Origin of the sequence: Stenotrophomonas sp. GbtcB23, assembly GCF_019091045.1 — a bacterium.
GTDB classification, from domain to species: Bacteria; Pseudomonadota; Gammaproteobacteria; order Xanthomonadales; family Xanthomonadaceae; genus Stenotrophomonas; species Stenotrophomonas rhizophila_A.
Map to the genome: position 1 here is coordinate 1 of NZ_JAGXKC010000033.1, position 26,002 is coordinate 26,002.

29 protein-coding genes and 1 pseudogene are annotated in these 26,002 nt (G+C 68.1%); 11 read left to right on the forward strand and 19 right to left on the reverse strand.

Going from position 1 to position 26,002, the window contains the following annotated elements; translation table 11 throughout:
* From KVS69_RS13660 to KVS69_RS13680, 5 genes are all read right to left on the reverse strand, one after another.
* Window positions 1-344: SDR family NAD(P)-dependent oxidoreductase (locus KVS69_RS13660; protein ID WP_217538544.1), on the reverse strand; the 344-nt coding region annotated here is incomplete at its 3' end.
* On the reverse strand, window positions 341-898 hold the full coding sequence (locus KVS69_RS13665) for a thioredoxin family protein (protein WP_217538545.1): 558 nt from the start codon (window positions 896-898) through the stop codon (window positions 341-343). The genes KVS69_RS13660 and KVS69_RS13665, both read right to left, overlap by 4 nt.
* 11 nt (window positions 899-909) lie before the next feature.
* Window positions 910-1,326: an organic hydroperoxide resistance protein gene (locus KVS69_RS13670; protein WP_217538546.1), complete on the reverse strand. Its 417-nt coding sequence runs from the start codon at window positions 1,324-1,326 to the stop codon at window positions 910-912.
* Between the two features lie 33 nt (window positions 1,327-1,359).
* Complete coding sequence (locus KVS69_RS13675) at window positions 1,360-2,415, reverse strand: alpha/beta hydrolase (protein WP_217538547.1); 1,056 nt, start codon at window positions 2,413-2,415, stop codon at window positions 1,360-1,362.
* An 18-nt stretch (window positions 2,416-2,433) separates the two neighbouring features.
* Entirely contained in the window at window positions 2,434-3,174 is a 741-nt protein-coding gene (locus KVS69_RS13680; RefSeq protein ID WP_217538548.1) for an SDR family oxidoreductase, read from the reverse strand.
* Between the two features lie 244 nt (window positions 3,175-3,418).
* Here KVS69_RS13680 and KVS69_RS13685 point away from each other — a divergent pair, with 244 nt between their 5' ends.
* The 5 genes from KVS69_RS13685 (at window position 3,419) to KVS69_RS13705 (ending at window position 8,205) form a co-directional block, all read left to right on the forward strand.
* Window positions 3,419-4,162 (forward strand): response regulator, encoded by a 744-nt coding sequence (locus KVS69_RS13685; protein ID WP_083214210.1) that lies wholly within the window; start codon window positions 3,419-3,421, stop codon window positions 4,160-4,162.
* Complete coding sequence (locus KVS69_RS13690) at window positions 4,159-5,523, forward strand: HAMP domain-containing sensor histidine kinase (protein WP_217538549.1); 1,365 nt, start codon at window positions 4,159-4,161, stop codon at window positions 5,521-5,523. The genes KVS69_RS13685 and KVS69_RS13690 overlap by 4 nt, the downstream gene beginning before the upstream one ends.
* Before the next feature lie 37 nt (window positions 5,524-5,560).
* Window positions 5,561-6,544: a glycoside hydrolase family 43 protein gene (locus KVS69_RS13695; protein ID WP_217538550.1), complete on the forward strand. Its 984-nt coding sequence runs from the start codon at window positions 5,561-5,563 to the stop codon at window positions 6,542-6,544.
* Between the two features lie 80 nt (window positions 6,545-6,624).
* Window positions 6,625-6,876 (forward strand): DUF2845 domain-containing protein, encoded by a 252-nt coding sequence (locus KVS69_RS13700; RefSeq protein WP_141236195.1) that lies wholly within the window; start codon window positions 6,625-6,627, stop codon window positions 6,874-6,876.
* Between the two features lie 348 nt (window positions 6,877-7,224).
* Complete coding sequence (locus KVS69_RS13705; protein WP_217538551.1) at window positions 7,225-8,205, forward strand: AraC family transcriptional regulator; 981 nt, start codon at window positions 7,225-7,227, stop codon at window positions 8,203-8,205.
* Window positions 8,206-8,221: 16 nt separating this feature from the next.
* Here the strand turns inward: KVS69_RS13705 and KVS69_RS13710 are convergent, their stop codons facing one another.
* The 3 genes from KVS69_RS13710 to KVS69_RS13720 all read right to left on the reverse strand — a co-directional run bounded on the left by KVS69_RS13710 (window position 8,222) and on the right by KVS69_RS13720 (window position 12,395).
* Window positions 8,222-11,017: a PAS domain-containing protein gene (locus KVS69_RS13710; protein WP_254622187.1), complete on the reverse strand. Its 2,796-nt coding sequence runs from the start codon at window positions 11,015-11,017 to the stop codon at window positions 8,222-8,224.
* A 108-nt stretch (window positions 11,018-11,125) separates the two neighbouring features.
* Window positions 11,126-12,076: a cation diffusion facilitator family transporter gene (locus tag KVS69_RS13715; protein WP_217538553.1), complete on the reverse strand. Its 951-nt coding sequence runs from the start codon at window positions 12,074-12,076 to the stop codon at window positions 11,126-11,128.
* 28 nt (window positions 12,077-12,104) lie between these two features.
* Window positions 12,105-12,395 (reverse strand): hypothetical protein, encoded by a 291-nt coding sequence (locus tag KVS69_RS13720; protein ID WP_217538555.1) that lies wholly within the window; start codon window positions 12,393-12,395, stop codon window positions 12,105-12,107.
* Between the two features lie 121 nt (window positions 12,396-12,516).
* Between KVS69_RS13720 and frmR the strand changes: the two genes are divergently transcribed.
* From frmR to fghA, 3 genes are read left to right on the forward strand one after another with little or no spacing between them, the layout of a single operon-like run.
* The gene (gene frmR, locus KVS69_RS13725) at window positions 12,517-12,792 is read left to right on the forward strand and encodes a formaldehyde-responsive transcriptional repressor FrmR (protein ID WP_068853984.1); all 276 of its coding nucleotides are present in this window, start codon (window positions 12,517-12,519) and stop codon (window positions 12,790-12,792) included.
* 55 nt (window positions 12,793-12,847) lie between these two features.
* Complete coding sequence (locus KVS69_RS13730; RefSeq protein WP_095362920.1) at window positions 12,848-13,957, forward strand: S-(hydroxymethyl)glutathione dehydrogenase/class III alcohol dehydrogenase; 1,110 nt, start codon at window positions 12,848-12,850, stop codon at window positions 13,955-13,957.
* A 17-nt stretch (window positions 13,958-13,974) separates the two neighbouring features.
* Window positions 13,975-14,805 carry an S-formylglutathione hydrolase gene (gene fghA, locus KVS69_RS13735; RefSeq protein ID WP_217538557.1) on the forward strand — a complete coding sequence of 277 codons (831 nt, stop codon included), beginning with the start codon at window positions 13,975-13,977 and terminating at the stop codon, window positions 14,803-14,805.
* Window positions 14,806-14,808: 3 nt separating this feature from the next.
* On the opposite strand, the gene KVS69_RS13740 is transcribed toward fghA, so the two are convergent.
* The 8 genes from KVS69_RS13740 to KVS69_RS13775 form a co-directional block, all read right to left on the reverse strand.
* Window positions 14,809-15,669: a PA4780 family RIO1-like protein kinase gene (locus tag KVS69_RS13740; protein WP_068853981.1), complete on the reverse strand. Its 861-nt coding sequence runs from the start codon at window positions 15,667-15,669 to the stop codon at window positions 14,809-14,811.
* 129 nt (window positions 15,670-15,798) lie between these two features.
* Window positions 15,799-16,479 carry a M23 family metallopeptidase gene (locus tag KVS69_RS13745; RefSeq protein ID WP_217538558.1) on the reverse strand — a complete coding sequence of 227 codons (681 nt, stop codon included), beginning with the start codon at window positions 16,477-16,479 and terminating at the stop codon, window positions 15,799-15,801.
* A 6-nt stretch (window positions 16,480-16,485) separates the two neighbouring features.
* Window positions 16,486-17,451 carry a L,D-transpeptidase family protein gene (locus tag KVS69_RS13750; protein WP_217538559.1) on the reverse strand — a complete coding sequence of 322 codons (966 nt, stop codon included), beginning with the start codon at window positions 17,449-17,451 and terminating at the stop codon, window positions 16,486-16,488.
* 122 nt (window positions 17,452-17,573) lie between these two features.
* Window positions 17,574-17,909, reverse strand: coding sequence for a hypothetical protein (locus tag KVS69_RS13755; RefSeq protein WP_093533574.1), 336 nt, complete (start codon window positions 17,907-17,909; stop codon window positions 17,574-17,576).
* Window positions 17,910-17,989: 80 nt separating this feature from the next.
* On the reverse strand, window positions 17,990-18,934 hold the full coding sequence (locus KVS69_RS13760; protein WP_068853977.1) for a DegV family protein: 945 nt from the start codon (window positions 18,932-18,934) through the stop codon (window positions 17,990-17,992).
* 83 nt (window positions 18,935-19,017) lie between these two features.
* Entirely contained in the window at window positions 19,018-19,653 is a 636-nt protein-coding gene (locus KVS69_RS13765) for a DsbA family protein (protein ID WP_217538560.1), read from the reverse strand.
* Between the two features lie 61 nt (window positions 19,654-19,714).
* Complete coding sequence (locus KVS69_RS13770; RefSeq protein ID WP_217538561.1) at window positions 19,715-20,986, reverse strand: amidohydrolase family protein; 1,272 nt, start codon at window positions 20,984-20,986, stop codon at window positions 19,715-19,717.
* On the reverse strand, window positions 20,983-22,392 hold the full coding sequence (locus KVS69_RS13775; RefSeq protein WP_217538562.1) for an amidohydrolase: 1,410 nt from the start codon (window positions 22,390-22,392) through the stop codon (window positions 20,983-20,985). Before KVS69_RS13775 ends, KVS69_RS13770 begins: the two co-directional genes overlap by 4 nt.
* Before the next feature lie 102 nt (window positions 22,393-22,494).
* Between KVS69_RS13775 and KVS69_RS21335 the strand changes: the two are divergent.
* A pseudogene (locus KVS69_RS21335) lies at window positions 22,495-22,581 on the forward strand (AMP nucleosidase); the annotation flags it as partial.
* Window positions 22,582-22,634: 53 nt separating this feature from the next.
* Window positions 22,635-23,174, forward strand: a complete 540-nt coding sequence (locus tag KVS69_RS13780) for a DUF924 family protein (protein ID WP_093533578.1) — start codon at window positions 22,635-22,637, stop codon at window positions 23,172-23,174.
* 66 nt (window positions 23,175-23,240) lie between these two features.
* On the opposite strand, the gene grxD is transcribed toward KVS69_RS13780, so the two are convergent.
* Window positions 23,241-24,167 carry a Grx4 family monothiol glutaredoxin gene (gene grxD, locus KVS69_RS13785; protein WP_095362912.1) on the reverse strand — a complete coding sequence of 309 codons (927 nt, stop codon included), beginning with the start codon at window positions 24,165-24,167 and terminating at the stop codon, window positions 23,241-23,243.
* A gap of 57 nt (window positions 24,168-24,224) precedes the next feature.
* On the opposite strand from grxD, the gene KVS69_RS13790 reads away from it, so the two are divergent.
* On the forward strand, window positions 24,225-25,076 hold the full coding sequence (locus KVS69_RS13790; RefSeq protein WP_217538563.1) for a polysaccharide deacetylase family protein: 852 nt from the start codon (window positions 24,225-24,227) through the stop codon (window positions 25,074-25,076).
* Here KVS69_RS13790 and KVS69_RS13795 read toward each other — a convergent pair.
* Together KVS69_RS13795 and KVS69_RS13800 are read right to left on the reverse strand one after the other, a co-directional pair.
* A complete protein-coding gene (locus KVS69_RS13795; protein WP_068853971.1) occupies window positions 24,979-25,338 on the reverse strand; it encodes a hypothetical protein in 360 nt (119 codons plus the stop codon). The genes KVS69_RS13790 and KVS69_RS13795 overlap by 98 nt on opposite strands.
* Window positions 25,335-25,976, reverse strand: coding sequence for a methyltransferase domain-containing protein (locus KVS69_RS13800; protein WP_083214206.1), 642 nt, complete (start codon window positions 25,974-25,976; stop codon window positions 25,335-25,337). Before KVS69_RS13800 ends, KVS69_RS13795 begins: the two co-directional genes overlap by 4 nt.
* Window positions 25,977-26,002 lie beyond the last annotated feature (26 nt).

Sequence of the window (26,002 nt, forward strand, 5' to 3'; positions counted from 1 at the left end):
GTCAGGATGATGGTACCGAACAGGTTGGTCTCGATCTGTGCGCGGAAAGCGTCCAACGAGGTGTCTTCCACCGAGTTCACGTCACCGTAGCCAGCGTTGTTCACCAGCACGTCCAGTCCACCGAAGGCCTTCACTGCCGTCTCCACGGCCAGCTGCGCGGCTGCTGGATCGGTCACATCCAGCGCCACCGTCCGCACCGTCTCCGGAAAACGCGCGGTCAGGTCGTGCAACGAATCAGGGTTGCGCGCGGTGGCGACCAGCCGATTGCCCGCCGCCAGCACCGCTTCGGCCAAGGCGCGGCCAAGGCCACGTGAACTGCCGGTGATCAACCAGGTGGATGTCATGGCGAATGCTCCGTTGAGGCGAGTAGTTTGCGGATCTGCGCTTCGGTGGCCGCGTAATCGCCTTCGCCGAAATGCCGGTACACAATGCGACCTTCCTGGTCGATCAGGTACAGCGCCGGCCAGTACTGGTTTCCGTACGCGCGCCAGGTCTGGTAGGCGTTGTCCTGCGCAACCGGCCAGGTGACACCGAGCCGCTTCACTGCCGCTTCCACGTTGCGCGGCAGCTTTTCATAGCCGAACTCGGGGGTGTGCACGCCGATCACGGTCAGGCCCTGGCTGGCGTAGGTGTCATGCCACCGCTTCACGTGCGGCATCACGTTGAGGCAGTTGATGCAGGAGTAGGTCCAGAACTCCACCAGCACCACCTTGCCGCGCAGCTGCTGCAGCGATTGCGGCGGGCCGTTGAGCCAGTGCTCGATGCCGGTGAACTCCGGCGCCTGCGGCGCCGGCATGTTGGGGCTGGGCGGGACCGGGTCGGCCGCTGCGCCCGGCGTACAGGCGCTGGCGGAGATGCACGCGGCCAGCAGGGTGATGATCGGGCGAAGCATGCGCATGGTCTTTCTCCTCAGGCGATCGAGAGCTGCACGTCGATGTTGCCGCGCGTGGCCTTGGAGTACGGGCAGGTGCGGTGCGCAGCCTCCACCAGTGCCGTGGCCTGCGCGCGGTCCATGCCGGGCACGCTGACAAGCAGCCGTGCCTGCAGCTGGTAATCCTCGCCGACCATGCCGAGGTCCACTTCGGCATCAACGGCGGTGTCGGCGGGCGGGGTCAGGTTCAAGCTGCGCGCGGCCTTGGCCATCGCGCCCTGGAAGCAGGCTGACCAGCCGGCCGCGAACAGCTGCTCGGGATTGGTGCCCGGCTGGCCGCTACCCGGCGGGGACAGCGCGATATCCAGTTGGCCGTCGTCGCTGTACGCGCGTCCGGCGCGACCGCCGACGGTGTGGGTCTTGCCGGTGTACAGAACCTTGTCGATTGCATTCATGGGGATTGCCTCGGTATGGATGAAAGGAGCGGATCAGAGTGCAGCGGCGTCAATCACCGCCTGGACGAACGCCTGCGGTGCTTCCTGCGGCGGGTTGTGGCCCACGCCGCCCTGCAGCAGGCGATGCTCATAAGGCCCGGTGAACTTGGCGGCATAGGCCTCGGCCTTGGGGTGCGGCGCGCCGTTGGCATCGCCCTCCAGGGTGATGGTCGGCACGCCGATGCTCGGCGCCTGCGCCAGGCGCTGCTCCAGCGCGGCGTACTTCGGCTCGCCGTCGGCCAGGCCCAGGCGCCAGCGGTAGTTGTGCACGACGATGGCCACGTGGTCGGGGTTGTCGAGCGCGGCGGCGCTGCGCGCGAACGTGGCATCGTCGAAGCGCCACTGCGGCGAGGCCAGCTGCCAGATCTGGCGGGCGAAGTCGTGCGTGTAGCGTGCGTAACCGGCCTGGCCGCGATCGGTGGCGAAGTAGAACTGGTACCACCACTGCAGTTCGGCCTGCGGCGGCAGCGGCGTCTTGCCGGCTTCCTGGCTGCCGATGAGATAGCCGCTGACCGAGACCAGCGACTTGACCCGTTCCGGCCACAGCGCGGCAACGATGTCGGCCGAGCGTGCGCCCCAGTCGAAGCCGGCCAGGTTGGCGCGCGGGATGTGCAGGGCATCCAGCAGGTTCAGCACATCGGAAGCAAGCGCCGCCGGTTCACCATTGCGCGGCGTCTGCGCCGACAGGAAGCGGGTGCTGCCATAGCCACGCAGGTGCGGCACAATCACCCGGTAACCCTTGGCCGCCAGGTGCGGCGCGACCTCGGCATAGGCATTGATGTCATAGGGCCAGCCGTGCAGCAGTACGACCACCTCGCCGTCGGCGGGGCCCAGCTCGGCGTAGGCCACGTCCAGGTCGCCAGCGACGACATGCTTGTTCGCCTCCAGCGCGGGCGGCGCGTGTGCGACCGCCACCGTCGGCGCAGGGACGGGCAGGGCAGGTGATGCGATGGCGGATGCAGAGGCCGCCAGGGCCATCGCCATGCCCAGCAGGGAGGCGCCGAACGACCGCGGCGAATGGGACAGCGGGAAAGAAGAAGGGGTGTGCATGGTGCTCTCCGTTGACGTTCAGATGGCCCAGCCGCCATCGATGGTCAGGCTGGAACCGGTCATGTAGGCCGCTTCATGGCTGGCAAGCCAGGCGGTGAGTCCTGCGACTTCATCGGGCTGGCCGACCCGGCCAAGCGGGTTGCGCTGCACCAGCTGGTCGACGAAGTCGGCGGTGATGTCGGTGGCGATCGGTCCGGGCTGGATGTTGTTGATCGTGATCCGGCGCGGCGCCAGGTCCAGCGCCAGTTCGCGCACCAGCGTGGCCACGGCGGACTTGGTCATCGCATAGACGCTGCTGCCGACCGCACCGCTGCGCACGGCGGTATTGCTGCCGATGGTGATCAGGCGACCGCCATCGTTCATGGCAGCGGCGGCGGCCTGCACGGCGAGGAACACGCCACGCATGTTCACGGCCAGCATCCGGTCCAGCAGGTCGGTGGGAAAGTCGGCCAGCGGGCTGCCCTGGTAGATGCCGGCATTGACCACCGCCACCTGCAGCGGGCCAAAAGTGTCCACTGCTTGTTTGACTGCTGACGCGATGGCCTGCGCATCGGCGCTGTCAGCCTGCAGGGCAATGGCCTGGCCGCCGTCGGCCTGGATCGAGGCGACTACCGCGGCGGCTTTCTCAGGCTGGGAGACGAAGGTCAGCGCCACGGGATGACCCTCGCGGGCCAGCCGCCTGGCAATGGCGGCGCCAATGCCACGGGAGCCGCCGAAGACCAGCGCGGTGTTGGAACGGGGGGAGACGGTGGCATTCATGCAGATGTGCTCGGGGTAGGCGGCCAGCGGAGGAGCCGCCGGCGTTGGAGGCCATTCAACGCCTGCCCCGTATCCGGCAGGTGTCGGCGAACCCGGAGATTTGTCGCCTTTCCGCACCACGGCGGCGGTTGATACACAGTCATACAAATGGATGCCCCCGCCGGCCCGCAGTGCCGCGCCGGCGGCGATACCATGCGTCCACGGGCCCGCAGCGGGTCGCCGATGGCCACCACGCGGAGCAGGCATGAGCACCCACACCGACCACATCCTGGTTGTCGATGACGACGCCGATATCCGCCAGCTGGTCGGCGACTACCTGCGCCGCAACGGCCTGCGCGTGAGCCAGGCGGCCGACGGGCGCGAGATGCGCGCCACGCTGGAGACCAGTGACGTGGACCTGATCGTGCTGGACGTGATGATGCCGGGCGAGGACGGGCTGTCGCTGTGCCGCAACCTGCGTGCCGGCAAGCACCGCGCCGTACCCGTGGTGATGCTGACTGCGCGCGATGATGAAACCGACCGCATCATCGGCCTGGAAATGGGCGCTGACGATTACGTGGTCAAGCCGTTCTCCTCGCGCGAGCTGCTGGCGCGCATCACTGCGGTGATCCGGCGCGCGCGCATGCTTCCCCCGAACCTGCAGGTGAGCGAGGCCGCACGGTTGATCCGCTTTGGAAGCTGGCGGCTGGATACCAGTGCGCGGCACCTGCTGGACGAGGCCGGCACGGTCTATCCGCTCAGTGGCGGCGAGTTCCGCCTGCTGCGCGTGTTCATCGACCATCCGCAGCGCGTGCTCAGCCGCGACCAGCTGCTCAACCTGACCCAGGGCCGCGACGCCGAACTGTTCGACCGCTCCATCGACCTGCTGGTCAGCCGCCTGCGCCAGCGCCTGGGCGATGGTGCGCGCGAACAGACCTTCATCAAGACCGTGCGCAGCGAAGGCTATGTGTTCAGCCAGCCGGTCGTGCTGCTCGACGAGGACGCATGAGCGGCCCCGCGCATCGCCGTAGGTTCTCCTGGTTGCCGCGCACGCTGGGTACCCGCCTGTTGCTGATCCTGGCCGCCGGCATGCTGCTCGCGCACGGCCTGTCGTTCGCGCTGCTGTTCCACGAGCGCGCCACCGCTACCCGCGCGATGATGTTGAGCAACATGGAGGACGATGTGCCGCTCAGCGTGGCGCTGCTCGAGCATCTTTCACCGGCCGAACGCACGGCATGGCTGCCGCAGCTGGAACGGCGCACTTACCGCTATCTGCTGCGCCCCGCACAGCCGGGCAGCGCGCTGGCCAGCGACCGCGCGCGCCAGGTGGCCGGGCTGATCGATGATTCGCTGGCGCATCGCTACGCATTGCGGCCGCGCGCGGTCTCCGCTTCGCCGGAGCGATACGAAGTGGAGCTGACCTTGGCCGACGGCCAGCCGTTGACCATCGAAGTCACCCCGTCGCTGCTGCCGATCGCGCGCTGGCTGCCGTGGGTGCTCGCCGCGCAGGTGCTGGTGTTGCTGGGCTGCGTGTGGCTGGCGGTGCGCCTGGCCACACGCCCGCTGGTACGGCTGGCCGAAGCCGCCGACCGCCTGGAAGTGGCCGGGCAGGGCGATGCGATCAGCGAACAGGGACCGCAGGAAGTGGAGGCCGCGGCACGCGCGCTGAACGCGCTGCAATCGCGCGTGGCCGCCCACGTCAGCGAACGCATGCAGATACTGGCGGCAATCTCGCACGACCTGCAGACGCCGATCACCCGGCTGCGCCTGCGCATCGAATCGCTGGACGAGACGCCCACGCAGGAGCGCCTGCTGGGCGACGTGACCCAGCTCAGCCAGCTGGTGCGCGAGGGCATCGATTACGCGCGCAGCGCAACTGTCAGCATGGGCACTCCCGTGCAGCTCGACCTGCCCGCGTTCCTCGACAGCGTGGTGGGCGACTACGAGGAGGTGGGCAAGCCGGTGCGGCGCGTGGCCGGTGCGCAGGCCACGCTGCCGACCCATCCGCAGGTTCTGCGGCGGGTGGTGCAGAACCTGATCGACAACGCGCTGGCGTACGCCGGCAGCGCCGACGTGGGCCTGACCGTAGGCGCGCACGGCGAGGTGAGCATTGATGTGATGGACCGTGGGCCAGGCATTCCCGAGGCGTCGCTTGCGGCGGTGCTGCAGCCCTTCCATCGGCTGGAGCCTTCGCGTGGCCGCGCCAGTGGCGGCACCGGGCTGGGCCTGGCCATCGCCGACCAGCTGGCCCGGGCGCTGGGGGGGCGGTTGATCCTGGCCAATCGGGAGGATGGCGGGCTGCGCGCAACCTTGGAGCTGCGCCGGGAAAATGCTGCACTGCGCACAAAGCCGGCGCTTGAATCGATCTAAACTGACCCCTCGATGATCTGGCATGGGAGGGCAGGGCATGGGGTTTCGCAGTCCGATGATGGTGGCCGCAGCACTGGCGGCAGCAGTTTCATTTGGCGCGGTGGCCGCGCCGATGTCCGGCAACCCGATCCTGCCGGGCTGGTATGCCGATCCTGAGGCGGCGGTGTTCGGCAAGACCTATTGGATCTTCCCGACCAGCTCGCGACCGTATGCCGAGCAGACCGCGTTCGACGCGTTTTCCTCACCCGACCTGGTGCAGTGGACCCGGCATCCGGGTGTGCTGAAGATCGAGGCGGTGTCCTGGGCAAAAGAAGCACTGTGGGCCCCGTCGGTGGTAGAGAAGGACGGTAAGTACTATTTCTTCTTCTCCGCCAACGACATCAAGAACGACAGCGAAGTGGGCGGCATCGGCGTGGCCGTGGCCGACCGGCCCGAAGGCCCGTACCGCGACCTGCTGGGCAAGCCGCTGATCGGTTCGTTCCACAACGGAGCGCAGCCCATCGACCAGTTCGTGTTCAAGGACGACGACGGCACCTGGTACATGCTCTACGGTGGCTGGAAGCACGCCAACATCGTGCGGTTGAAGGACGATTTCACCGGCATCGTGCCGCTGTCCGACGGCACGCTGTACAAGGAGATCACCCCCGCGCCGGAATATGTCGAGGGCTCGCTGATGTTCAAGCGCGGCGGCCGCTATTACTACATGTGGTCCGAGGGCGGCTGGGGTGAGCCGGACTATTCGGTGGCCTACGCCATTGCCGACGCGCCCACCGGGCCGTTCAAGCGGATCGGCCGGATCCTGCAGCAGGACCCGGCTGTCGCCACCAGCGCTGGCCACCATTCGCTCATCCATGCGCCTGACGATGACAGCTGGTACATCGTCTACCACCGCCGCCCGCTGGGCCGGACCGGCCGCAATGAACGGGCCACCGCCATCGATCGCATGGAGTTCGATGCGCAGGGGCATATCCTGCCCGTGAAGATGACCCACGAGGGGGTGACGGCGCACCCTTTGCCCTGACGCGATCCATGGCAAAGTTGCACCATGGCTAACCCGCCATGGCTACAAGGAGAGCAGGGATGATGAACAGGAGCGTATGGGTGCTGGCGCTGTGCCTGATGGCCGGCGCGGCGATGGCTGACAGTGTCCGGTTCGGCAACAATCTGGTGAATTCGGGCGACAACGCAGGCCGGGTCGTCCAGGTGGCCGGCAAGCCGGACCGGGTCATCCAGGAAGAAAGTGACCAGGGCGGGAACCTGGGCGAGCGCTGGGAGTATTACCAGTCGCGCAAGACCGTCCAGATTGTTTTCCGGGACGGCCGGGTCACTGCCATCCGGGAAATCTTCAACTGACCACGCCGGCGGCGGACCATTTGTCCGCCAATGCGTTGCGCACCCCCGTGATGTGCCATGCTTCCTCATTCCAACAGGGAGCATGCCGTCATGGCCAAGGGTCTGGACAAGCAGAAAGAGCAGAAGAAGAAACCTGCCAAGACTGCGAAGGAAAAGAAGGCGGAAAAGAACGAGAAGAAGAACACGCGCGGTTTCGCACCGACCTGATCCCTTCCGTTCGCTTCACCGCTTTCACAACGTAGGGGCTCCACCCCCGGCAGTACAAATACCGGTCGTGCAACCGTGCAAGTTCGGTTTCGCGGCCGGCGTTGCCGACGCATCCTGTCCCACCGGAACCGGGTAACTCCGATGCCGTTGCTGAGCTTCACCGACTTCGAGGCCTACGCAGACGCGCTCGCCGGCGTGGACGGCCTGATGCGCGTGACCGGACCGGTGGGCCGTGCATGGACACTGGACATCCTGGATGCCGGTGACGTCACCGCAATGCTTGGCGTGGACGGCGCCCCGGCGCTGTACAACGGGCTGAGCCAGCCCGGTCGATACGTAGTCCACATCTCGCTGCCCGGCAGCGATGCGTTCATGCAGGGGAGCGCGACCGCCGACGACCAGTTCGTCTGGTTCGCACCGGGTGTGGAAGTGCACGGCTTTACCCGCAGGCAATCACAGTTCCTCGCGCTGGACCTGGACGCCGCTGCGGTGGTGCAGCGTGCGCGCGAAGTGGCCGGACTGTTCGACGACCATATCGATCGTACCTACGCGGTGAATGTCGGCCGTGCCGGGATGGCGCCGATCATCACCCTGGTCACCCGCGCACTGGCGATCCACCGGCAGTCCCCCAGCGTGTTCGATGAGCCCAGTGTGCGCCGCTCGTTCAGTGGCCAGGTGATCCACGCACTGCTGCGCTGCATGGTGCTGGCCAATCCCGAAGCCGTGCGGCGCACGCGCGGTCGCCCGACCTTGCCGCGCAACGAGATCATCCGCCTCAGCCTGGACCACATCCACAAGAGCATCCGGGGCGAAGCGGTGATCGGTGACCTTGTGCTGAGCGCGGGGACCTCGCAGCGTTCGTTGAGCCGCGCGTTCGATGAAGTGTTCGGCATGGGGCCGCACCAGTACTTCATGCTGGAACGGCTGCACGTGATCCGCAAGGCGCTGCGCGAGGCTACCCCGGGCGACACCGTCACCTCGGTGTGCGCCCGTTACGGGGTGTGGGACCAGGGGCGTTTTGCCGGCATGTACCACCGCACGTTCGGCCTGCATCCGTCGATGGAGCTGGCGGCGGCGCTGGAGTCATGGCGGGCCAATACGACCGCCAGGGACAAACGCTGAGGCGCCGCACCGCGGCCTAGCGTGTCTCGGCCAGCGCCGCTCGCACGCGCGAGGCCAGGGTATCCACGTTGAACGGCTTGCCGATCAGCTGTACGCCCGGGGCGATCACCCCATCGCGCTCCAGCGCATTGCGGCTGTAGCCAGTGGTGAACAGCACCTTGAGATCCGGTCGGCGACGCAGGGCCTCGTCGGCCAGCTCGCGTCCGTTGACCTCCGGCATCACCACATCGGTGAAAAGCAGCGCGATGTCCGCATGCTGGTCAAGCAACACCAGCGCCGCGGCCGCGCCATCGGCGGCCAGCACGTCATAGCCCAGTGCAGTGAGCGCTTCCACCGAGAACTGCCGCACGGTCGGCTCGTCTTCCACCACCAGGATCAGCTCGCGGCTGCCTGCGGGCATCCGAAGCCCGGCCGGTGCCGCAGGCGCCACCGGCGCCGCCTCGGCCACCAGTCGGGGCAGGTAGAGTTTCACCGTGGTTCCCCGGCCGATTTCCGAGCACAGCTTCACGTGGCCGGCCGACTGTTTGACGAACCCATAGACCTGCGACAGCCCCAGCCCGGTGCCCTGACCGACCTGCTTGGTGGTGAAGAACGGATCGAAGGCCTTGGCCACCACCTCGGGTGACATGCCGCAGCCGTTGTCGGCCACGGTGATCAGGATGTACTCGCCACGGGGCACCCCGGGGTGCTGCTCGGCGTTGCCGGCGTCGATCGTGCAGTTGGACGTCTCCACTGCCAGCCGCCCGCCACCGGGCATGGCGTCGCGCGCGTTGACCGCCAGGTTGAGGATGACGTTCTCCAGCTGGTTGGCGTCGGCGAAGGCCAGCCACAGGTCGGCGGCCAGCAGGGTTTCCAGCCGGATCGTGCCCCCGAGCGAGTGCACGAACAGGTCGGACATGCCCGACACCAGCCGGTTGGCATCCACCGGCACCGGCTGCAGCGGCTGCTGGCGGGAAAACGCGAGCAGGCGCTGGGTAAGCTGGGCGGCGCGGTTGGCGCCATCGATGGCCATGTCGATGTAACGGCTGACCAGCGGGTCGCTCTCGCCCAGGCGCAGCGACAGCAGGTCCAGCGGTCCGATCACGGACGCGAGCATGTTGTTGAAATCGTGCGCGATACCGCCGGTGAGCTGGCCTACCGCTTCCATCTTCTGGCTCTGCCGGAGCGCATCCTCGACCCGGGTGCGCTCGGCGACTTCCTCTGCCACCCGGATCTCAAGGTGCTCATTGAGTTCCTTCAGGCGGGCCTCGGCGGCTTTGCGCGCGGTGACCTCGATCGCCACGCCGACCACGCGCACGCAGCGGTCGCCCTCGAAGTGGCCACGGCCCTTCGCCGCGACCCAGCGCACCACGCCGTCCTCCTTGCCGATGGTGCGGTATTCCACATCGTAAAGCGCGCGTTGCGCAGGATCGGCGGCGGCCGCGAAGGCGGCGCTGGTGGCCTCGCGGTCGAGCGGATGCAGGCCGTTGTAGAAATCGTCCAGGCGCACCGCAACATCGGGTGAGATGCCGAACATCGCCTTGGTGCGCGGCGGCCAGATCAGCACGTCGTGCACCAGGTCCACGTCCCAGAAGCCCATGTCACCGGCCTCGGTGGCAAAACGCAGCCGTTCCTCGCTTTCGGCCAGGGCGGCTTCGGCTGCCTTGCGCCCGGACAGGTCGAGCATCGCGCCGATCATGCGCACCGGCTCGCCCGCCGTGCCACGCAGCACCGCGCCGCGGTCCAGCACGTCCGCGTAGCTGCCATCGGCGCGGCGGAAGCGGTACTCGCCGTACCAGATCGTGCCGCCGCCGTCGATCACGGTGTGGATGTCGGCATCAATGCGCGGGCGGTCGTCGGGATGGATGTGGTCGAGCCACCACTGCGCGTCCGTTTCCATCCGGTCGTGGCCGAACAGGTCGGCCAGCGCCTCGTTCCAGACAACCTGGCCATCGGCCATGCGCCAATCCCAGATCGCATCGTTGGTGGCGCGTGCCGCCAACCGGTAGCGCTCTTCGATCTCCCGGTGACGTGCTTCGGCGGCCTTGCGCTCGGTGATGTCCAGCGAGGTGCCGATCAGCCCCACCACGTTGCCGTCGGCATCGCGCAGGGGGGCCTTGGTCGAGAGCCAGTAGGCGCGACGGCCGTCGGGGAAGCTGATGTCCTCCTCCAGCTGCTGGGACTGGCCGGTGGCCATGATGCGTTCATCGGTGGCCATCACGGCAGCCGCCTGCACCGGGTCGTTGAGCAGTTCCGCATCGGTGCGCCCGACGTACTGCTCCGGCGGCAGCCCGATCAGCTCGGTCGTGCCGTGGTTGCCCATCAACAGCCGGCCCTGGCGGTCCTTGGCGTAGACCACGCCGGGGGCCGCGTCCAGGAAGGAGCGCAGCAACGTCTGCGCCTGGTCGCGCTCGGTCTCGATCAGGCGGCGTTCGTCGATATCGATCAGCACGCCCTGGAACCCGGTGGCGCGCCCCTGCGCATCCAGGTCGACCCGGCCGATGGCCTCGATCCATCGGTACTCGCCGTCGGCATTGCGCGCGCGGTACTGGTGCGCATAACGCCCGCCGCGCATGAGCGCATCGCTGATGGCCGCTGCCAGCTCCGCATGATCGTCAGGGTGTACCGCGGACAGCACCTGCTCCAGGCGCAGCTCGCGATGCGATGAGCCCGGCTCCAGCCCGAATGCGTGGGTCAGCGCGTCGTCCACGGTCAGCCGGTCGTGGGCCACGTCCCAGAACCACGTGCCGACGATGGCGCCGGCGGCAAGCGCCATCTTCACCCGCTCGGTGTCGCGCCCGCTGTGCTTGTCGGTGGGATCGGTAACGTTCAAAGGGCTCTCGCGGGCGAAATGGGGCGTGCGCAGGCCGGGTAGATTATCTGATCGCGTGTAGCGACCATGAAGAAGGGCCCGGCCCGGCCGGCGCGCGAGCTGAAGGCTTCATCCCGGGTCGCCCAACGCCGCGCGCCGCGCGCGGTACACCTCCGGCGTCTGGGGCTTGACGAACAGCGCCACCAGCTCCGGGTACTCCTGTTTGACCGCGCGTTCGATACGCGTGATGCACGCCTCGATCTGCGGGGTGGTGCGGTCGTCCTCGAATTCGGCGCTCAGCATCGCCACCACCTGGTCCGGGCCCATCTGCATGGTGGTCACCCCGTTGGCGTTGCGCAGGTCCGCATCGGTGTTGGCCACGGCCATGATGCGCTGTGCCACGTGCGGGTGGGCTGGCTCGCCGACCAGCAGCCCCTTGGTCTCGCGCGCCAGCAGGAACGCGGTGGCGGCCAGGACGCCGGCAATGCACAGCGAGGCCACGCCGTCGAGGACCGGCATGTCGAGCCATTGCGCCGCGGCCAGGCCGATGGCGGCGAACGCCAGGCCGAGCAACGCGGCGCTGTCTTCCAGCAACACGGTGAAGGTGGTGGGGTCCTTGCTGCGCCGGAAGGCTTCGAAATAGCCCTGCGACCCCTTGGTCGCGCGGAATTCGCGCAGCGCCACCCACCAGGAAACGCCCTCGAACACGAACGAGATACCCAGCACCGCGTAGCTCACCGTGTGGTTGGTGGCCGGTTCCGGGTGGCGGATGTGCTGGATGCCTTCGTAGGCCGAAACCCCCGCACCGGCGGCGAACACCAGCAGCGCCACGATGAAGCTCCAGAAGTACAGCTCACGGCCATAGCCGAACGGGTGCAGGGTGTCGGGCTTCTTGTCGGCGCGGTGCAGGCCGTACAGCAGCAGGAGTTCATTGGTGGTGTCGACCAGCGAGTGCACGCCCTCGCTGAGCATCGCCGAACTGCCGGACAGCCCGGCGGCGACGAACTTGGCGATGGCGATGCACAGGTTGCCGACCAGCGCGGCGTAGACAACAAGACGGGAGCCGGACGGCTTGGCCATGGCGTGCCTTCCGAGTGCAGGGCGCTGCTTAGAAGCGGATGGTGACCATCGGCGCGCTGCGGCGCGTGGCGCTGTCGCGCAGCACCGGTGCCGGGGCGGTACTGGCGTCGAGTCGTGCGTGGCTGATGGCCTGGTGCGAGCCGCACTGTTCGCAGCGGAACAGCGCACCACCGGGCAGGTGGATCAGCTGGCTGGACCCACAGGAGGAGGTCGTACCGCAATTGCAGTCCACGGTCAGCGACAGGATCCGCTCGACACTGCCGGACGCGGCGTAGTTGGCTTCGAAGGAGCGGACAACGAAGGAGGGGGCGTCGGGCATCGTCGGTCCGGGTGGGGTGGGGTTGGAACGAGCATCCATGGACGGCCGTGACGGCCTCGTGCAGCACCCGGATTCGATCTGTGTATACTATCCCCCAGTATAGTTCTCTGGTCGCGTTGCCGTGCCGCATTCCCCGGAAGAAAAGAAGAAGGTCCTGGCCCGGGTGCGGCGCATCCGCGGCCAGTGCGATGCGCTGGACCGCGCGCTGGAAGCCGGCGCCGAGTGCGGCCCGGTGCTGCAGCAGATCGCCGCCATCCGTGGCGCCGTCAACGGGCTGATGTCCGAGGTGATGGAAGCCCACCTGCGCGAAGAATTCGGCCAGCCGGCGCAGTCCGATGCGCAGCGTGCCGAGCGCGTGCGCGACATGAGCGCGCTGATCCGTTCCTACCTGAAGTAAGCGCGCGTCCTGCCGCGCGCTGTCCCGTCCTGTCATCTGTCCTGGAGCCCTCCCCATGAAATCCCGTGCTGCCGTTGCCTTCGCCGCTGGCGAACCGCTGAAGATCGTCGAAATCGACGTTGCCCCGCCGCAGAAGGGCGAAGTGCTGGTGCGCATCACCCACACCGGGGTCTGCCACACCGATGCCTTCACCCTGTCCGGCGATGATCCGGAAGGCCTGTTCCCGGCCGTGCTGGGCCACGAAGGTGCCGGCATCGTGGTGGAAGTAGGCGAGGGCGTGACCAGCGTGAAGCCGGGCGACCACGTCATTCCGCTGTACACCGCCGAATGTGGTGAGTGCCTGTTCTGTACCTCGGGCAAGACCAACCTGTGCGTGGCGGTGCGCGCCACCCAGGGCAAGGGCGTGATGCCTGATGGCACCACCCGCTTCTCCTACAACGGCCAGCCGATCTACCACTACATGGGCTGCTCGACCTTCAGCGAGTACACCGTGGTGGCCGAAGTCTCGCTGGCGAAGATCAATCCGGAGGCCAACCCGGAACACGTGTGCCTGCTGGGCTGTGGCGTCACCACCGGCATCGGCGCGGTGCACAACACCGCCAAGGTGCAGGAAGGCGATTCGGTGGCCGTGTTCGGGCTGGGCGGCATTGGCCTGGCAGTGATCCAGGGCGCACGCCAGGCCAAGGCCGGCCGCATCTTCGCCATCGATACCAACCCGTCCAAGTTCGAGCTGGCCAAGCAGTTCGGCGCCACCGACTGCATCAACCCGAAGGACTTCGACAAGCCGATCCAGCAGGTCATCGTGGACATGACCACCTGGGGCGTGGACCACACCTTCGAATGCATCGGCAACGTCAACGTGATGCGCGCGGCGCTGGAATGCGCGCACCGTGGCTGGGGCCAGTCGGTGATCATCGGTGTGGCCGGCTCGGGCCAGGAAATCTCCACCCGCCCGTTCCAGCTGGTCACCGGTCGCTCGTGGAAGGGCACTGCCTTCGGTGGCGTCAAGGGCCGCAGCCAGCTGCCGGGCATGGTTGAAGATGCGATGAAGGGCGATATCGAACTGGCGCCGTTCGTCACCCACACCATGGGCCTGGAAGCGATCAACGAAGCCTTCGACCTGATGCATGAAGGCAAGTCGATCCGCTCGGTCGTCCACTACTGATCACGGCGGGAATGCCCATGGAACGCATCGAACACCGCGCCGCCTTCGGCGGTTGGCAGGACGTGTACCAGCACCGCTCGGCGGTGCTCAACTGCGAAATGAAAGTGGCCGTGTACCTGCCGCCGCAGGCGGCCACGCAGAAGCTGCCGGTGCTGTACTGGCTGAGCGGGCTGACCTGTACCGAGCAGAACTTCATCACCAAGGCCGGCGCGCAGCGGTACGCGGCGGAACATGGCGTGATCCTGGTCGCGCCTGATACCAGCCCGCGCGGCGATGATGTGGCCGATGCCGAGGGCTACGACCTGGGCAAGGGCGCGGGGTTCTACCTCAATGCCACCGAGCAGCCCTGGGCGGCGCACTACCGCATGCACGACTACATCGTCGACGAGCTGCCGGCGCTGATCGAGGCGCACCTGCCGGCCACCGGCGTGCGCAGCATCAGCGGGCATTCGATGGGCGGGCATGGCGCGCTGGTGATCGCGCTGCGCAATCCGGGGCGCTACCGTAGCGTCTCGGCGTTCTCGCCGATCGTGGCCCCGACCCGGGTGCCGTGGGGGCAGAAGGCCTTCGGCGCGTACCTGGGCGAGGATCGCAGCGGCTGGGCGCAGTGGGATGCCAGCGAACTGGTGGCCACGGCCGCCGAAAAGCTGCCGCTGCTGGTCGACCAGGGCGCAGGCGATGAGTTCCTGGACAGCCAGCTGCAGCCGCAGTGGCTGCAGGCTGCGTGCACCGCGGCAGGGCATCCGCTGCAACTGCGGATGCAGCCGGGGTATGACCACAGCTACTACTTCATCGGTACGTTCATTGGCGAGCACATCGCGTATCACGCCAAGGCGTTGTACGCCTGACGCTTACGCGTCTTCTTCTTCCGCCGCTTCGCGGCCCTGCTGGCGGATCAGCGCTTCTTCGCGCGCATCGTTGATGGCGTGGCGGACGCTGTCCAGGTCGATGGTGGATTCGTCGTGGACGAATTCACCGGTCAGCGGGCTGTCCGGCAGCAGGTCACCGGCCTCGAACAACGCCCACATCTCTTCGCCGTACCAGGTGTCCAGCAGCTCCGGGGCCGAACGCCCCAGGTAGGCGGTGAGGTTGTTGACGTCGCGCAGCAGCATGCTGCGCGCGGCGTTGTTGCCACCGGCGCTCACCACCTGCGGGAAATCGATCACCACCGGGCCATCGGGGCCTACCAGCACGTTGTACGGCGACAGATCGCCGTGGATCAGGCCGCAGCACAGCATCAGGACCACCTGGCGCACCAGGATCCGGTGGAACTCACGGGCCTGGTCCGGCTCCAGTTCAACCTCGCCCAAGCGCGCGGCGGAGAAGCCTTCGGCATCGGTCACCAGCTCCATCACCAGCACGCCGTGGAAGTACCCATGCGGCTCGGGCACGCGCACGCCGGCATCGCGCAGCTGGTACAGCGCATCGACCTCGGTGTTCTTCCAGGCGGTTTCCTGCTGCTTGCGGCCGTACTTGCTGGCCTTGCCCACCGCGCGCGCCTCGCGGCTGCCCCGCACCTTGCGGCCTTCCTGGTACTGCACGCGCTGCTGGAAGCTGCGCTGGGCCATGTCCTTGTATACCTTGGCGCAGCGCACGTCGTCGCCGCTGCGTACGACGTACACGGCCGCTTCCTTGCCGCTCTTGAGCGGGCGCAGTACTTCGTCGATCACGCCGTCTTCGATCAGCGCCTGCAGGCTTTCGGGGGTCTTCACGTAATCTCGGTCAGGAGGGCGGCGCCAATGCGCCAACCGGCAAGGGAGGGCCGGCGATTCTCGCACCTTCGCGGCGGCCGGGCCAATTGCGCACCCCATCCCGGTTCAGCCAGGCCGGCCGGGCAGGGCTCAGGGCAGGGCCTGCTCACCGCGCAGCACCGGGTAAGGATTGAGCGAGTCGCCCTTCCACCATTGCTTCTCCGGGCCCAGCCGGTGGATCTCGAAGTGCAGGTGGGGGGCATCCGGGCTGGCGTTGCCGGTATGCCCGACATAGCCGATCACGTCGCCGCGCTTGACCGCCTGCTTCTCGGCCAGCCCGTCGGCGTAGCGCTGCAGGTGGGCGTAGTAGTAGCAGTAGGTGCCGCCCGGCTCGAACTGGTACACGGTCAGCCCGCCGCGTTCGCTGTCGAACAGCTTCTCGATGGTGCCATCGGCCACCGCCAGCACCGGCGTGCCCTCGGCGGCCAGGATATCGATGGCATCGTGCACCCGGCCCTGGCTGCGCGCATCGGTAAAGGTGTCCTGCAGCTGCGCGGCCGTGATCCCCTGCACCGGCAACAGCAGCCCCGACGGGGCTGCGGCAGCGCCTGGCCCTGCCTGGGTGCCTTCGGCAGGTGCTGCAGGTGCAAGCGGATCCGCCCCGGGTGCGCCAGGCCCTGCCTTGCGGCTTTCAGCCACGGGCGCCGCGGCCACCGGCGCGGCCATCACCTGCGCCGCAGTCGCCTTCTCCGGGACATCATTCCCGGACGCCAGCAACCACCACCCGGCCACGCCAATCACCACACCCAGTGCCAGCAATCGCGTCAGCATCGTCGTTTACTCCTGCATCACCACGGGCACCGAGGCGTCCACCGCATCCGCCACCTGCAGCGCGTCCCAGTTGGTCATCCGCACGCAGCCGTGCGATTCGGTCTTGCCCACGTGGCCCGGTTCGGGGGTGCCATGCAGGCCGTAATGCGGCTTGGAAATATCGATCCAGACCGGCCCCACCGGGCTGTTCGGGCCGGGCGGCAGGGTGGCCTTGCGGTCGCCCGCCTTGGCATCCCAGAACAGCTTCGGGTTGTAGTGGAACGGCGGATTGCGCGAGACGCCCAGTATCTTCCACTTGCCGATCGGCAGCGGGTCGTACTGGCTGCCCGACGACACCGGGAACTGCGCGTATACCTTGCCCTGCGCGTCATACAGGCGCAGCGTCGAATCGGACTTGTCGATCACCAGCTTGGCCGCCTTCGGCAGCGCAGCAGGAGCGATGTTCGGCACCTGGATCGTGCTGCCGGCCTTGCCCAGCTCCACGCCCGGGTTGAGCGCCTGCAGCAGCTTGGGATCGGCATGGAAGCGCTCGCCGAGTGCCTCGCCTGCCGAGGTGAAGCCCATTGCCTTGAGCTTGGCCTGCTCGGCAGGCCGCTTCGGAATCGGCTGGAAGGGGCCCGCCACGTCTTCGGCGGTGAGGGTGTAGCTGGCCAGGGGCGGCGTGCTGTCCGGCTGCAGCGCCTGCCAGGTGGCGTCGTCGAGCTCGCCGGTCACCTTCAGCCCGCGCGCGGCCTGGAAGCCGGCCACCGCGCGCTTCTGGTTGGAGCCCACCCTGCCGTCGATCTGTCCCGGCGAAAAGTGCGCCCGGTCCAGCAGCACCTGCGCATGCAGGTCCGAGCGCGGGCCGGTGGCCACGCCGCTGTCTTCAGCGATGGGCGCGGGCAGGGTGGCCGGTGTCTGTGCCAGTGCCGGGGTTGCGGCGGCCAGGGCAAGGGCAAGCAGGGAAGCGGAAGCAGGCAGGCGCAGCGGCATCGAATACTCCAGGGCAGGTTCAACCCCACCATGCCGGAGCGCGCTGCACAGGTCCTGTGAAATGCCTGACGGGCAGCTGACCGGCAACGCGATTGTGGTGGCGTCGCCGGTCGGGTCGGTTTTTACCGGACGTCGCGCAGTTCCCAGTGGTGGCCGGCGAGCAGGCGCAGCCGCTCCTTCAGCACATCGCTGTTGATGGTGGTGCTGACCACCAGGTTGATGCGCAGGTCCTTCTGCTCACCCGTCACGGTCGCATTCGGGTCGGTTGCACCCCACTGCGGCTCGACGGCATCGGGATCCGGCTGCTTGGCGCGCCAGCGGTCGAACAGGCCCGTGGTGCGCAGCGCGGCCTGCAGTTCCTCGGCGAAGCCGCCGGCGCTCTGCGAACGGAAAGAAAGATCGGCATCGTTGCCGTGTGCCTTGGAAGGGTCCGGCAGGCTGATGAAATACTGCGACATGGTGGTCTCCGTTGAATGCGCCAAGGCTGGCAGATGCGCGGTGGAATCGGTGTGCAGAAACCGGCCGCTGGTCCGCTGGCTCAGGCGCTGAAGGTATGCGGTTCGTCGGCAAAACCAATCGTGACCGCGCCCTTGCCCACGTTGACCATGCCGGTCAGGCTCATCACCGATTCGTACACGTCCACCCCGTGCGCCTTGCAGGTCTCGCGCAGGCTGGCATAGCCCGGCAGCGCCTGCAGGTCGGCCAGTTCGCCGCCGTAGCTCACGCACACCGTGGGCGTCATCAGGCCACCCTTGACCCGCTGGCCGACGAAGTCGAACAGCTTCTGCACCGCATTGTCGAAGCCCTTGATCTTGGCCACCGGGCCGGTGGTGCCGCGGTAGCCGTGCAGCACCGGCTTGATGTCCAGCGCGCTGCCCAGCGCCGCGCTGATCAGGCCCACGCTGCGGTCGCCTTTGTGGCGGGCGCGGGCGCGCATGTAATACAGGTCGCGGGTGACCATGTACCCGTGCACGTTCAAGGCCAGCTGCTCCAGCCGCTCGCGGATCTGCTGCACGCCGGCGCCGCTGTCGCGCAGGCGCACCGCTTCCACTGCAGTCACGCCCTGCGCGGCGAACAGGTTCTGGGTGTCCAGCACGCGCAGCGCGAACGGCGAGTTGTGGCCCGCTGCCTGGCGCACCGGCTTGTAGTCGTTGAGGATGGCGAAGCTGGCCTGCATCGCGTTGTCGTGGATCGGGCTGCGGGTCTTGGTGATCGTCATGCAGAACACATGGTCGTAATCGATCACCAGCTTGCCCAGGAACAGATCACGGATCTGCACCACGCTGAAGGGAATGGTCTCGGCCTCGGCGCCATGCTCGGCCACGTGGGCGTGCAGGAAACTCAGGGTGGCCTGTTCGTCGCGGTGGTCGGCCAGCACGGCCTCGCCAATCCGGACGGTGATGGGCAGCAGCACGATGTTGTGCTGCTGGATGAAGTCCTGCGGTAGATCACAGGCAGAGTCGACCACGATTCCGATGCGCATCCTGTTTGCCCCCTCCAGGCAGGGTGTCCGTTCGAAAGTGTGAAAGCTATCTCAAATCGCGTCCGGCTGCCTGACCACGCCGGTCAGCTTGGCCGGCTGCGCTCCACCGCCACCGGCAGCGTGTCGATCCGCTGCCATTCCGGCTGCTGCAGCAGACCGGGATCGGCCAGCACCGCCGCCATCAGCGCGTGGCTTTCGTTGCCCCAGAACAGCTCGCCATCGATGGACAGGGTGGGGACCCCGAACACGCCCGCGGCGATGGCCGCCTCGGTGTTCTGGCGCAGCTGTTCCTTGACCGACGGCGCCGAGACGGCGGCCACGACGTCGCCCACGTCCAGCATTGCCGCCGGCAGGGCCAGGGCCGATGGCGTATCGGCCGCGCGGCCGTCGCGCCAGATCCAGTTGAACAGGATGTCCACCGACGCCGGCGTGGCGTCCGCCGCCAGGCACAGGCGCAGGGCCGCCAGCGGGTTGAACGGGTGGCCGGGCGGGAAGCGCAGCGGCACGCCCTGCTGCTGCGCCTGCCACAGCACCTGGCGGTAGGTGAAGCGGCGCTTGGCCGGGATTTCGGCCGGGCCGAGGTTGCCCAGGTGGTGCAGCACCGCCCCCAGCGCGATCGGCACCGGGGTGATGCGCTCGAACTGCGGCAACGTTTTCAGCTGCTGCCAGTGCAGGTAGGCGAACGGTGAGACGAAATCGAAGTACCAGCGCAGGGTCATGACGGTCCTTGGCGGCGGTGCAGCCAGGCAGGGCCTGGCTCTACGGGCGGGTGAGGGGACCTTATCGCGAATACGCCCTGGGTTCGCGGGTGGCCGGGGCGGCGTAGCGGTCGCGCAGTTCGGTCTGGCGCGAGCGCATCGGCATGTCGCGGCCGCCCAGCCAGACCTGCTCGGCGTAGTGGCCCACGTCCAGCGGGTCGCCTTCCCACAGCACCAGGTCGGCCAGCTTGCCCGGCTCGATGCTGCCCAGCGTGTCACCCACGCCCAGCACCTGCGCCGGCACCCGGGTCAGCCCGGCCAGGCCGTCCTGCCAGGGCAGGCCGTTGGCCACGGCATTGCCCGCCAGCTGCCGCATCTTGCGCGCGTTGTGCGAGGCATCGTCGCGCTGGGCGAAGCTGACCTGCACCCCGGCGGCGCGCAGCCGTGCGGCGTTTTCCAGGGTCGCACCGAGCTGGTCGAAGCTGGTGGGCAGGTTGCCCAGCGCATCGACGAACACCGGCACCTTCGCCTGGGCCAACAGCGGCGCCACCCGCCACGCCTCGGCACCGCCGACAATGGCGATGCTCACCTTTTCGCGCGCCGCCCAGCGCAGCAGCTGGCGGATGTCCGCCGCGCGGTCCACCTCCACCACCAGCCGCCCCTGGCCGGCCAGGTAGCGGGCCAGCGTGGCGCGGCCGGCGGGGGTGAGCAGGGCATGCGGCGAATCGACCGGCACCCGGTTACGCGCTTCGCTCACCATCTGCTCCAGCAGCATCCACTGCGCCGCCCGCGAGCTGCCGGTGAGTTCGGCACCGGACGCGCCGAGCCGGATGAACAGCGCGCGCGGGCCGATCGGATCGGCGCTGCCGTCCAGCCGCATCACCCCGCCCTGGCCGGCGATGAAGCTGCCACTGGTGTTGGCCCCCAGGGCGGTAAAGCCGATGCCGTCCAGCCGCGCCACCGGGATCAGTACCGAGGCCGGGTTGTAGGCCAGCGTCACGTCGAACTCGGGGCGCAGCGGCTGGTCTTCCAGCTTGAGGCCGCTGTCCACCGTGGTGGACTCACCGGACACTTCGTCGATGCCGATGTCGGTGATGCCGCCAAACAACGCCGGGGTGAGCGGGCGACCGTTGGCCTCCACCACCGTGGCGCCGGCCGGCGCGACCAATCCGGTGCCCACGGCGCGGATCACGCCGCCCTGGACCAGCACATCGCCGTGCTCCAGGCTGCCGCGCGCGCTGGCGGTGTGTACCGTGGCATTGCGGATCAGCAGATCCTGCGCCCAGCTCGCCGGCGCGGCGCCAAGCAGTGCAAGAAGAAGCAGGCTGCGCTGCAGTACGCGGGTGGCGGTCATGGGCGTGCCTCCTGGCCAAGCATGAAGTCCGACAGTGGCTGCCGGCGCACGTCCTGACGGTCGTAGACCTGGTGGCCGTCGATGTAGACCTTCTCGGCCAGTGCGTAGGAACTGAAGGGGCTGCCGTTCCACACCACCACATCGCCCATCTTGCCCACCTCCAGGCTGCCGGTCTGCTTCTCCACGCCCAGCGAGCGCGCGGCGTTGAAGGTCAGCCAGCCGATGGCGCGCTCGGGCGCGATCTGCATGCCGGCGCGGCGCGCGTTGGCGATCACCTTGGCCGCCTCCTGGTTGAGCCGCTGGATGCCTTCGGGCGAATCCGAATGCACGATCGCGCAGCTGTTGGCCGGGCGGTCCACCAGCGCGATGTTTTCCTGGATGCCGTCGAAGGCTTCCATCTTGAAGCCCCACCAGTCGGCCCAGAGTGCACCGCAGACGCCTTCGGCGGCCAGCCGGTCGGCCAGCTTGTAGGCCTCCACGCCGTGGTGGAACGCGGCGATCTTGAAGCCGAACTCCTTGGACAGGTCCAGCATGGTGGCCATTTCATCGGCGCGGTAGCAGTGGATGTGCACGCGGATGTCGCCGTCGATGGCGCCGGCCAGCGTGTCCAGCTTCAGGTCGCGCTTGCCACCGGTATCGCCGGCGCTGTCGCCCTTGTCGCTGCCGCCGAACCAGCGCTTCTTCTTGACCTTCTTCGGGGCGTTCTTGGCCAGGTATTCGCTGGCGTCGATGAAGGCGGCGCGGTAGCCGGCCACGTTGCCCATGCGCGTACCCGGCGCAACGCCTTTGCCGCCGCCATACACCCGCTTGGGGTTTTCGCCGCAGGCCATCTTCAGGCCCCACGGCGCACCGGGGAACTTCATGGCCTGGTAGGTGGTGGCCGGGACGTTCTTCAAGGTCACCCCGCGCCCGCCGACCAGGTTGGCCGAGCCGGGCAGTACCTGCATCGAGGTCACCCCGCCGGCCAGCGCGGCGGCAAAGCCCGGGTCCTGCGGCCATACCGAATGCTCGGCCCACACGTTGGCGGTCACCGGTGCGGTCATTTCATTGCCATCCGCATGCGCACCGACCCCGGGGCTGGGATACACGCCCAGGTGCGAATGCACGTCGATGATGCCGGGGGTGACCCACTTGCCGGTGCCATCGACCTGCACCGCGTTGGCCGGTGCCTCCAGCGCGCTTCCCAGCGCGGCGATGCGGCCATCGCGCAGCAGCAGGTCGGCCTGCTCCAGGCGCGCGCCGGTGCCGGTAAGCACGGTGGCGTTGCGGATCAGCACCGGCGCCGAGGCGATCGGCGCATAGGTGCTGGGGTAGGGGTCCTGGGTGAAGCGCGATGCTGCCGGCGCCGAAGGCGCAGCCAAGGTGAACAGCGCCAGGCCCAGCCCGGCGGTCAATTGTGTACGCATGTCATCCCCGATGCGGCGTGAAAGATCCCCCGCGACGCTAGCCGCTGGCCGGCGCGTTGCCAAGTGGCCAAGTGCATGCCCGGTCCGCCGCCCTCTTGCCAAGAAAACCATATCCAGATCGGTATCGAGGCGCTTAAGCTTATATGGCGCAACGGCAAGTCGGTCCGCCACCTGCGCGTTGACGAATGATGGTAATGGCATGGGTGGGCGCCGGGATGGCGCGCCGCCCGCAGGGGTAGTGAATGGACGTGGCGGCACAAGTAGTGGAATTCTGGCGCAACGCGGGACCGCAGCAGTGGTTCGCGCGCGATGACGCGTTCGATGCGCGTTTTCGCGACGCATTCCTCGACGAACACTTCGCTGCCGCACGCCGTGCGCGCGAGCATTGGCTGGAAACGGCCGATGGCGCGCTGGCGCTGATGATCCTGCTCGACCAGTTTCCGCGCAACTGCTTCCGCGACACCGCCCATTCCTACGCCACCGACGGCCTGGCCCGCCACTACGCCATGCGCGCGGTGGAAGAAGGCCTGGACCTGCAGCTGGTGCCCAAGCTGCGCGCCTTCATCTACCTGCCGTTCGAGCATTCCGAAGACCCGCAGGACCAGGAACGTTCGGTCGCCATGTTCGACGTGCTGGGCGACAAGGAATACCTGCAGTATGCCGAACTGCACCGCGACATCATCCGCCGCTTCGGGCGCTTCCCGCACCGCAATGCGGTGTTGGGGCGGATGCCTACGCCTGAGGAGCTGGATTATCTTGCCGAGGGTGGGTTTGCGGGCTAGCCGTTTGAACAAAAAAAACGCCGGCAATGCCGACGTTTTTTTCATCCATCGCGGTTGAACCTGCGATCAGTACTTCGGCACGCTGTTGTCCACCGCATCCGACCAGGCATCGATGCCGCCGGTGATGTTGTAGACCTTGCTGAAGCCCAGCGCACGGAACTGTTCCGCCGCCTGCGCGCTGCGGCCACCGTGGTGGCACAGGAACGCCAGCGGGGTGTCCTTGGGCAACGCTTCCAGGCGGGCACGGTTGTCGCCGTCGAAGGTTTCGAACGGGGCGTTGATCGCGGCAATCGCGCGTTCGTCCGCTGGGCGCACGTCCACGATGGTCACGGTGCCGGCGCGGCGCTGGTCGTCAGCGTCACGAACGGCGAGTTCCTGCACGGCCTTCGGTGCGTTCGGGTTGTCGATGGCCAGGCCCTTGCCACGGATGTCGTCCACCCAGTCGATGGTGATGCCCTCGGCGCGGCGCGCGCTGGCCAGGTCGAACTGCACGCGCAGGCCGTTGGATTCGGCGGCAATGGCGTTGTCGTCGTGCGGGGCCAGCTGGAAGTTCGGCTGGAAGCTGGCATCGATGCTCAGCTGCAGCGAGGCACCCGGTGCATCAGCCAGCGCACCGCGCAGCATTTCCACTGCGGCCGGGGTCACGGTGATGCGCGGCGGGGTACGGTCCGGCGCGGCCAGGCCCAGTACGCTGCTCAGCTCACCGCTGCTGGCCATCTGCAGGATGATGTCGCTGCCGCCGACCAGTTCGCTGTCGATGTACAGCTGCGGGATCGTCGGCCAGTCGCCGTAGGCCTTGATGCCTTCGCGGATTTCCGGGTCGGCCAGCACGTTGACGTGGGCGAACTCCACGCCCAGGTCCTGCAGCGCGCCCACGGCCTTGGCCGAGAACCCGCACTGCGGCATGGTCGGCTGGCCCTTCATGAACAGCACGACGCGGTTGGCGGTAAGAATGGATTCGATGCGCGAGCGCAGGGCGGGATCAAGGGACATGGTGGTCGGGTCCGGAGTTTCGAACCGTACATTCTACGCGGCATGGCATCATGGGGCATGACCGTACCGGAAACGTTGCATCGCATTCCCCGCCGCCCGTGGCGCTGGCTGCCCTGGTTGCTGCTGTCCCAGCTGGCGGTGGTGCTGGCCTGGTGGGCCTGGGGCTGGGCCATCGGGCTGCCGTTGATGGTGGCCTCGCACGCCCTGTTCCTGGTGCCGGTGTTCCTGCCCAACAGCCGCTTCTACGCCCCGGTGCTGAGCCACCTGCCGGCCCCGGCCGAACAGGTCTGGCTGACCATCGACGACGGCCCCTCGGAAGAAACCCCGGCGGTGCTGGACCTGCTGGACCGCTACCAGGCCAAGGCCACCTTCTTCATGGTCGGCGAGCGCGCCGCCGCCCGGCCGGAACGGGTGCGCCAGGTGCTGGCCCGGGGCCACGACCTGGGCAACCACAGCCACCGCCATCCGCAGACCCGCTTCTGGCGGCTCGGCCCGGCCGCCATGGCCGACGAGATCGCGCAGTGCCAGCAGACCCTGACCGGGATTGCCGGCACCCCGCCGCGCTGGTACCGCTCGGTGGTGGGCATGACCAACCCGTTCGTGGCACCCGCGTTGAAGCGCTGGGGCCTGACCCGGGTGGGCTGGAGCGCGCGCGGTTTCGACGGCGTGGACTGCCAGCCGCAGGCCGTGGTCGACCGCATCGTCGCCCAGCTGCGTCCGGGCGCGATCGTGCTGCTCCACGAAGGCGCCGCCCACGGCCATAACCTCGCGATCATCGAAGCGGTGTTGCAGGCCATCCAGGCCCGTGGCCTCAGTGCGGCGTTGCCTCTGCGTCCGCTGTCGGGTGCGCATCCACCCATTGCTGGTGGATCCAGCTCCCCAGCGACGCCTGCGCCCACAACAAGGTGATCGACAGCCCCAGCGCCAGCACGCCGGTGACCCGGCGGCGCTGGTGCTGCAGCGCGCTGCCGATGCCCAGCAGCAGGCCCACCACCGTGACGCCCAGCGCCACGAACAGCATCGCCAGCACCGCCACCGGCACCTCGTGCATGCCCGCATAGCGGGGCAGGTGGGCCACATGTGCGGTGACCGCGAACAGCACCAGCGCCACCAGGCTCACCACCAGCGCGGCGATGCCCAGCGCGGAATGGCGGGGGCGCGGCGTGTTCATGCCGGCTGCCCGCGTTCGGCGGTGACCAGCCAGTTGTTGAACGGCGTATTGCCGTACAGCGGCGTCATCTCCAACTGCAGCCCGGCGGCCTCCAACGGTGCGCGCACACTGGCCGCGTCGGGATAGTGCCGGGGCCGCGTGCCCATCCAGCCGACCAGATGCGCCAGCATGTCGGTGATCCGCGTCGTGCGGTCGCGCCCGCTGTTGTCGGCCAGCGTGGTGCGGATCACCAGCCGCCCGCCGGGTGCGACCCGTGCCGCCGCTTCACGCAGCAGCACCGGCTGTGCGTCGGCCGGCAGGTACTGCAGCACGTCCAGCAGCGCCACGCTGCCGTGGTGGTCGGGCAGGGAAGCGCTGGCATCCACGCAGTCGAAGCGCGCATCGTGCAGTGCCGCGCGCGCACCGGCGCGCTGTGCACGGGCAATCTTGTCCGCGTCGATATCCACGCCATGGTAGGGCTGCGTGCGCTGGTTCTGTCGCAGCACATGGGCCAGCAGGCCCAGCCCGCAGCCGATGTCCAGCAGCGGCAGCGAACAGGGCGCGAGCGCGCCGAGCACGCCCGGGTACAGCGGGTCGCTGCCGAGCTTGCCCCGGCTGTAGTAGTAATCGCGGCGGTTGCCGAAGCGCTGCGCCGGCATGAAGGCATCGGCGATGCGGTGGGCCT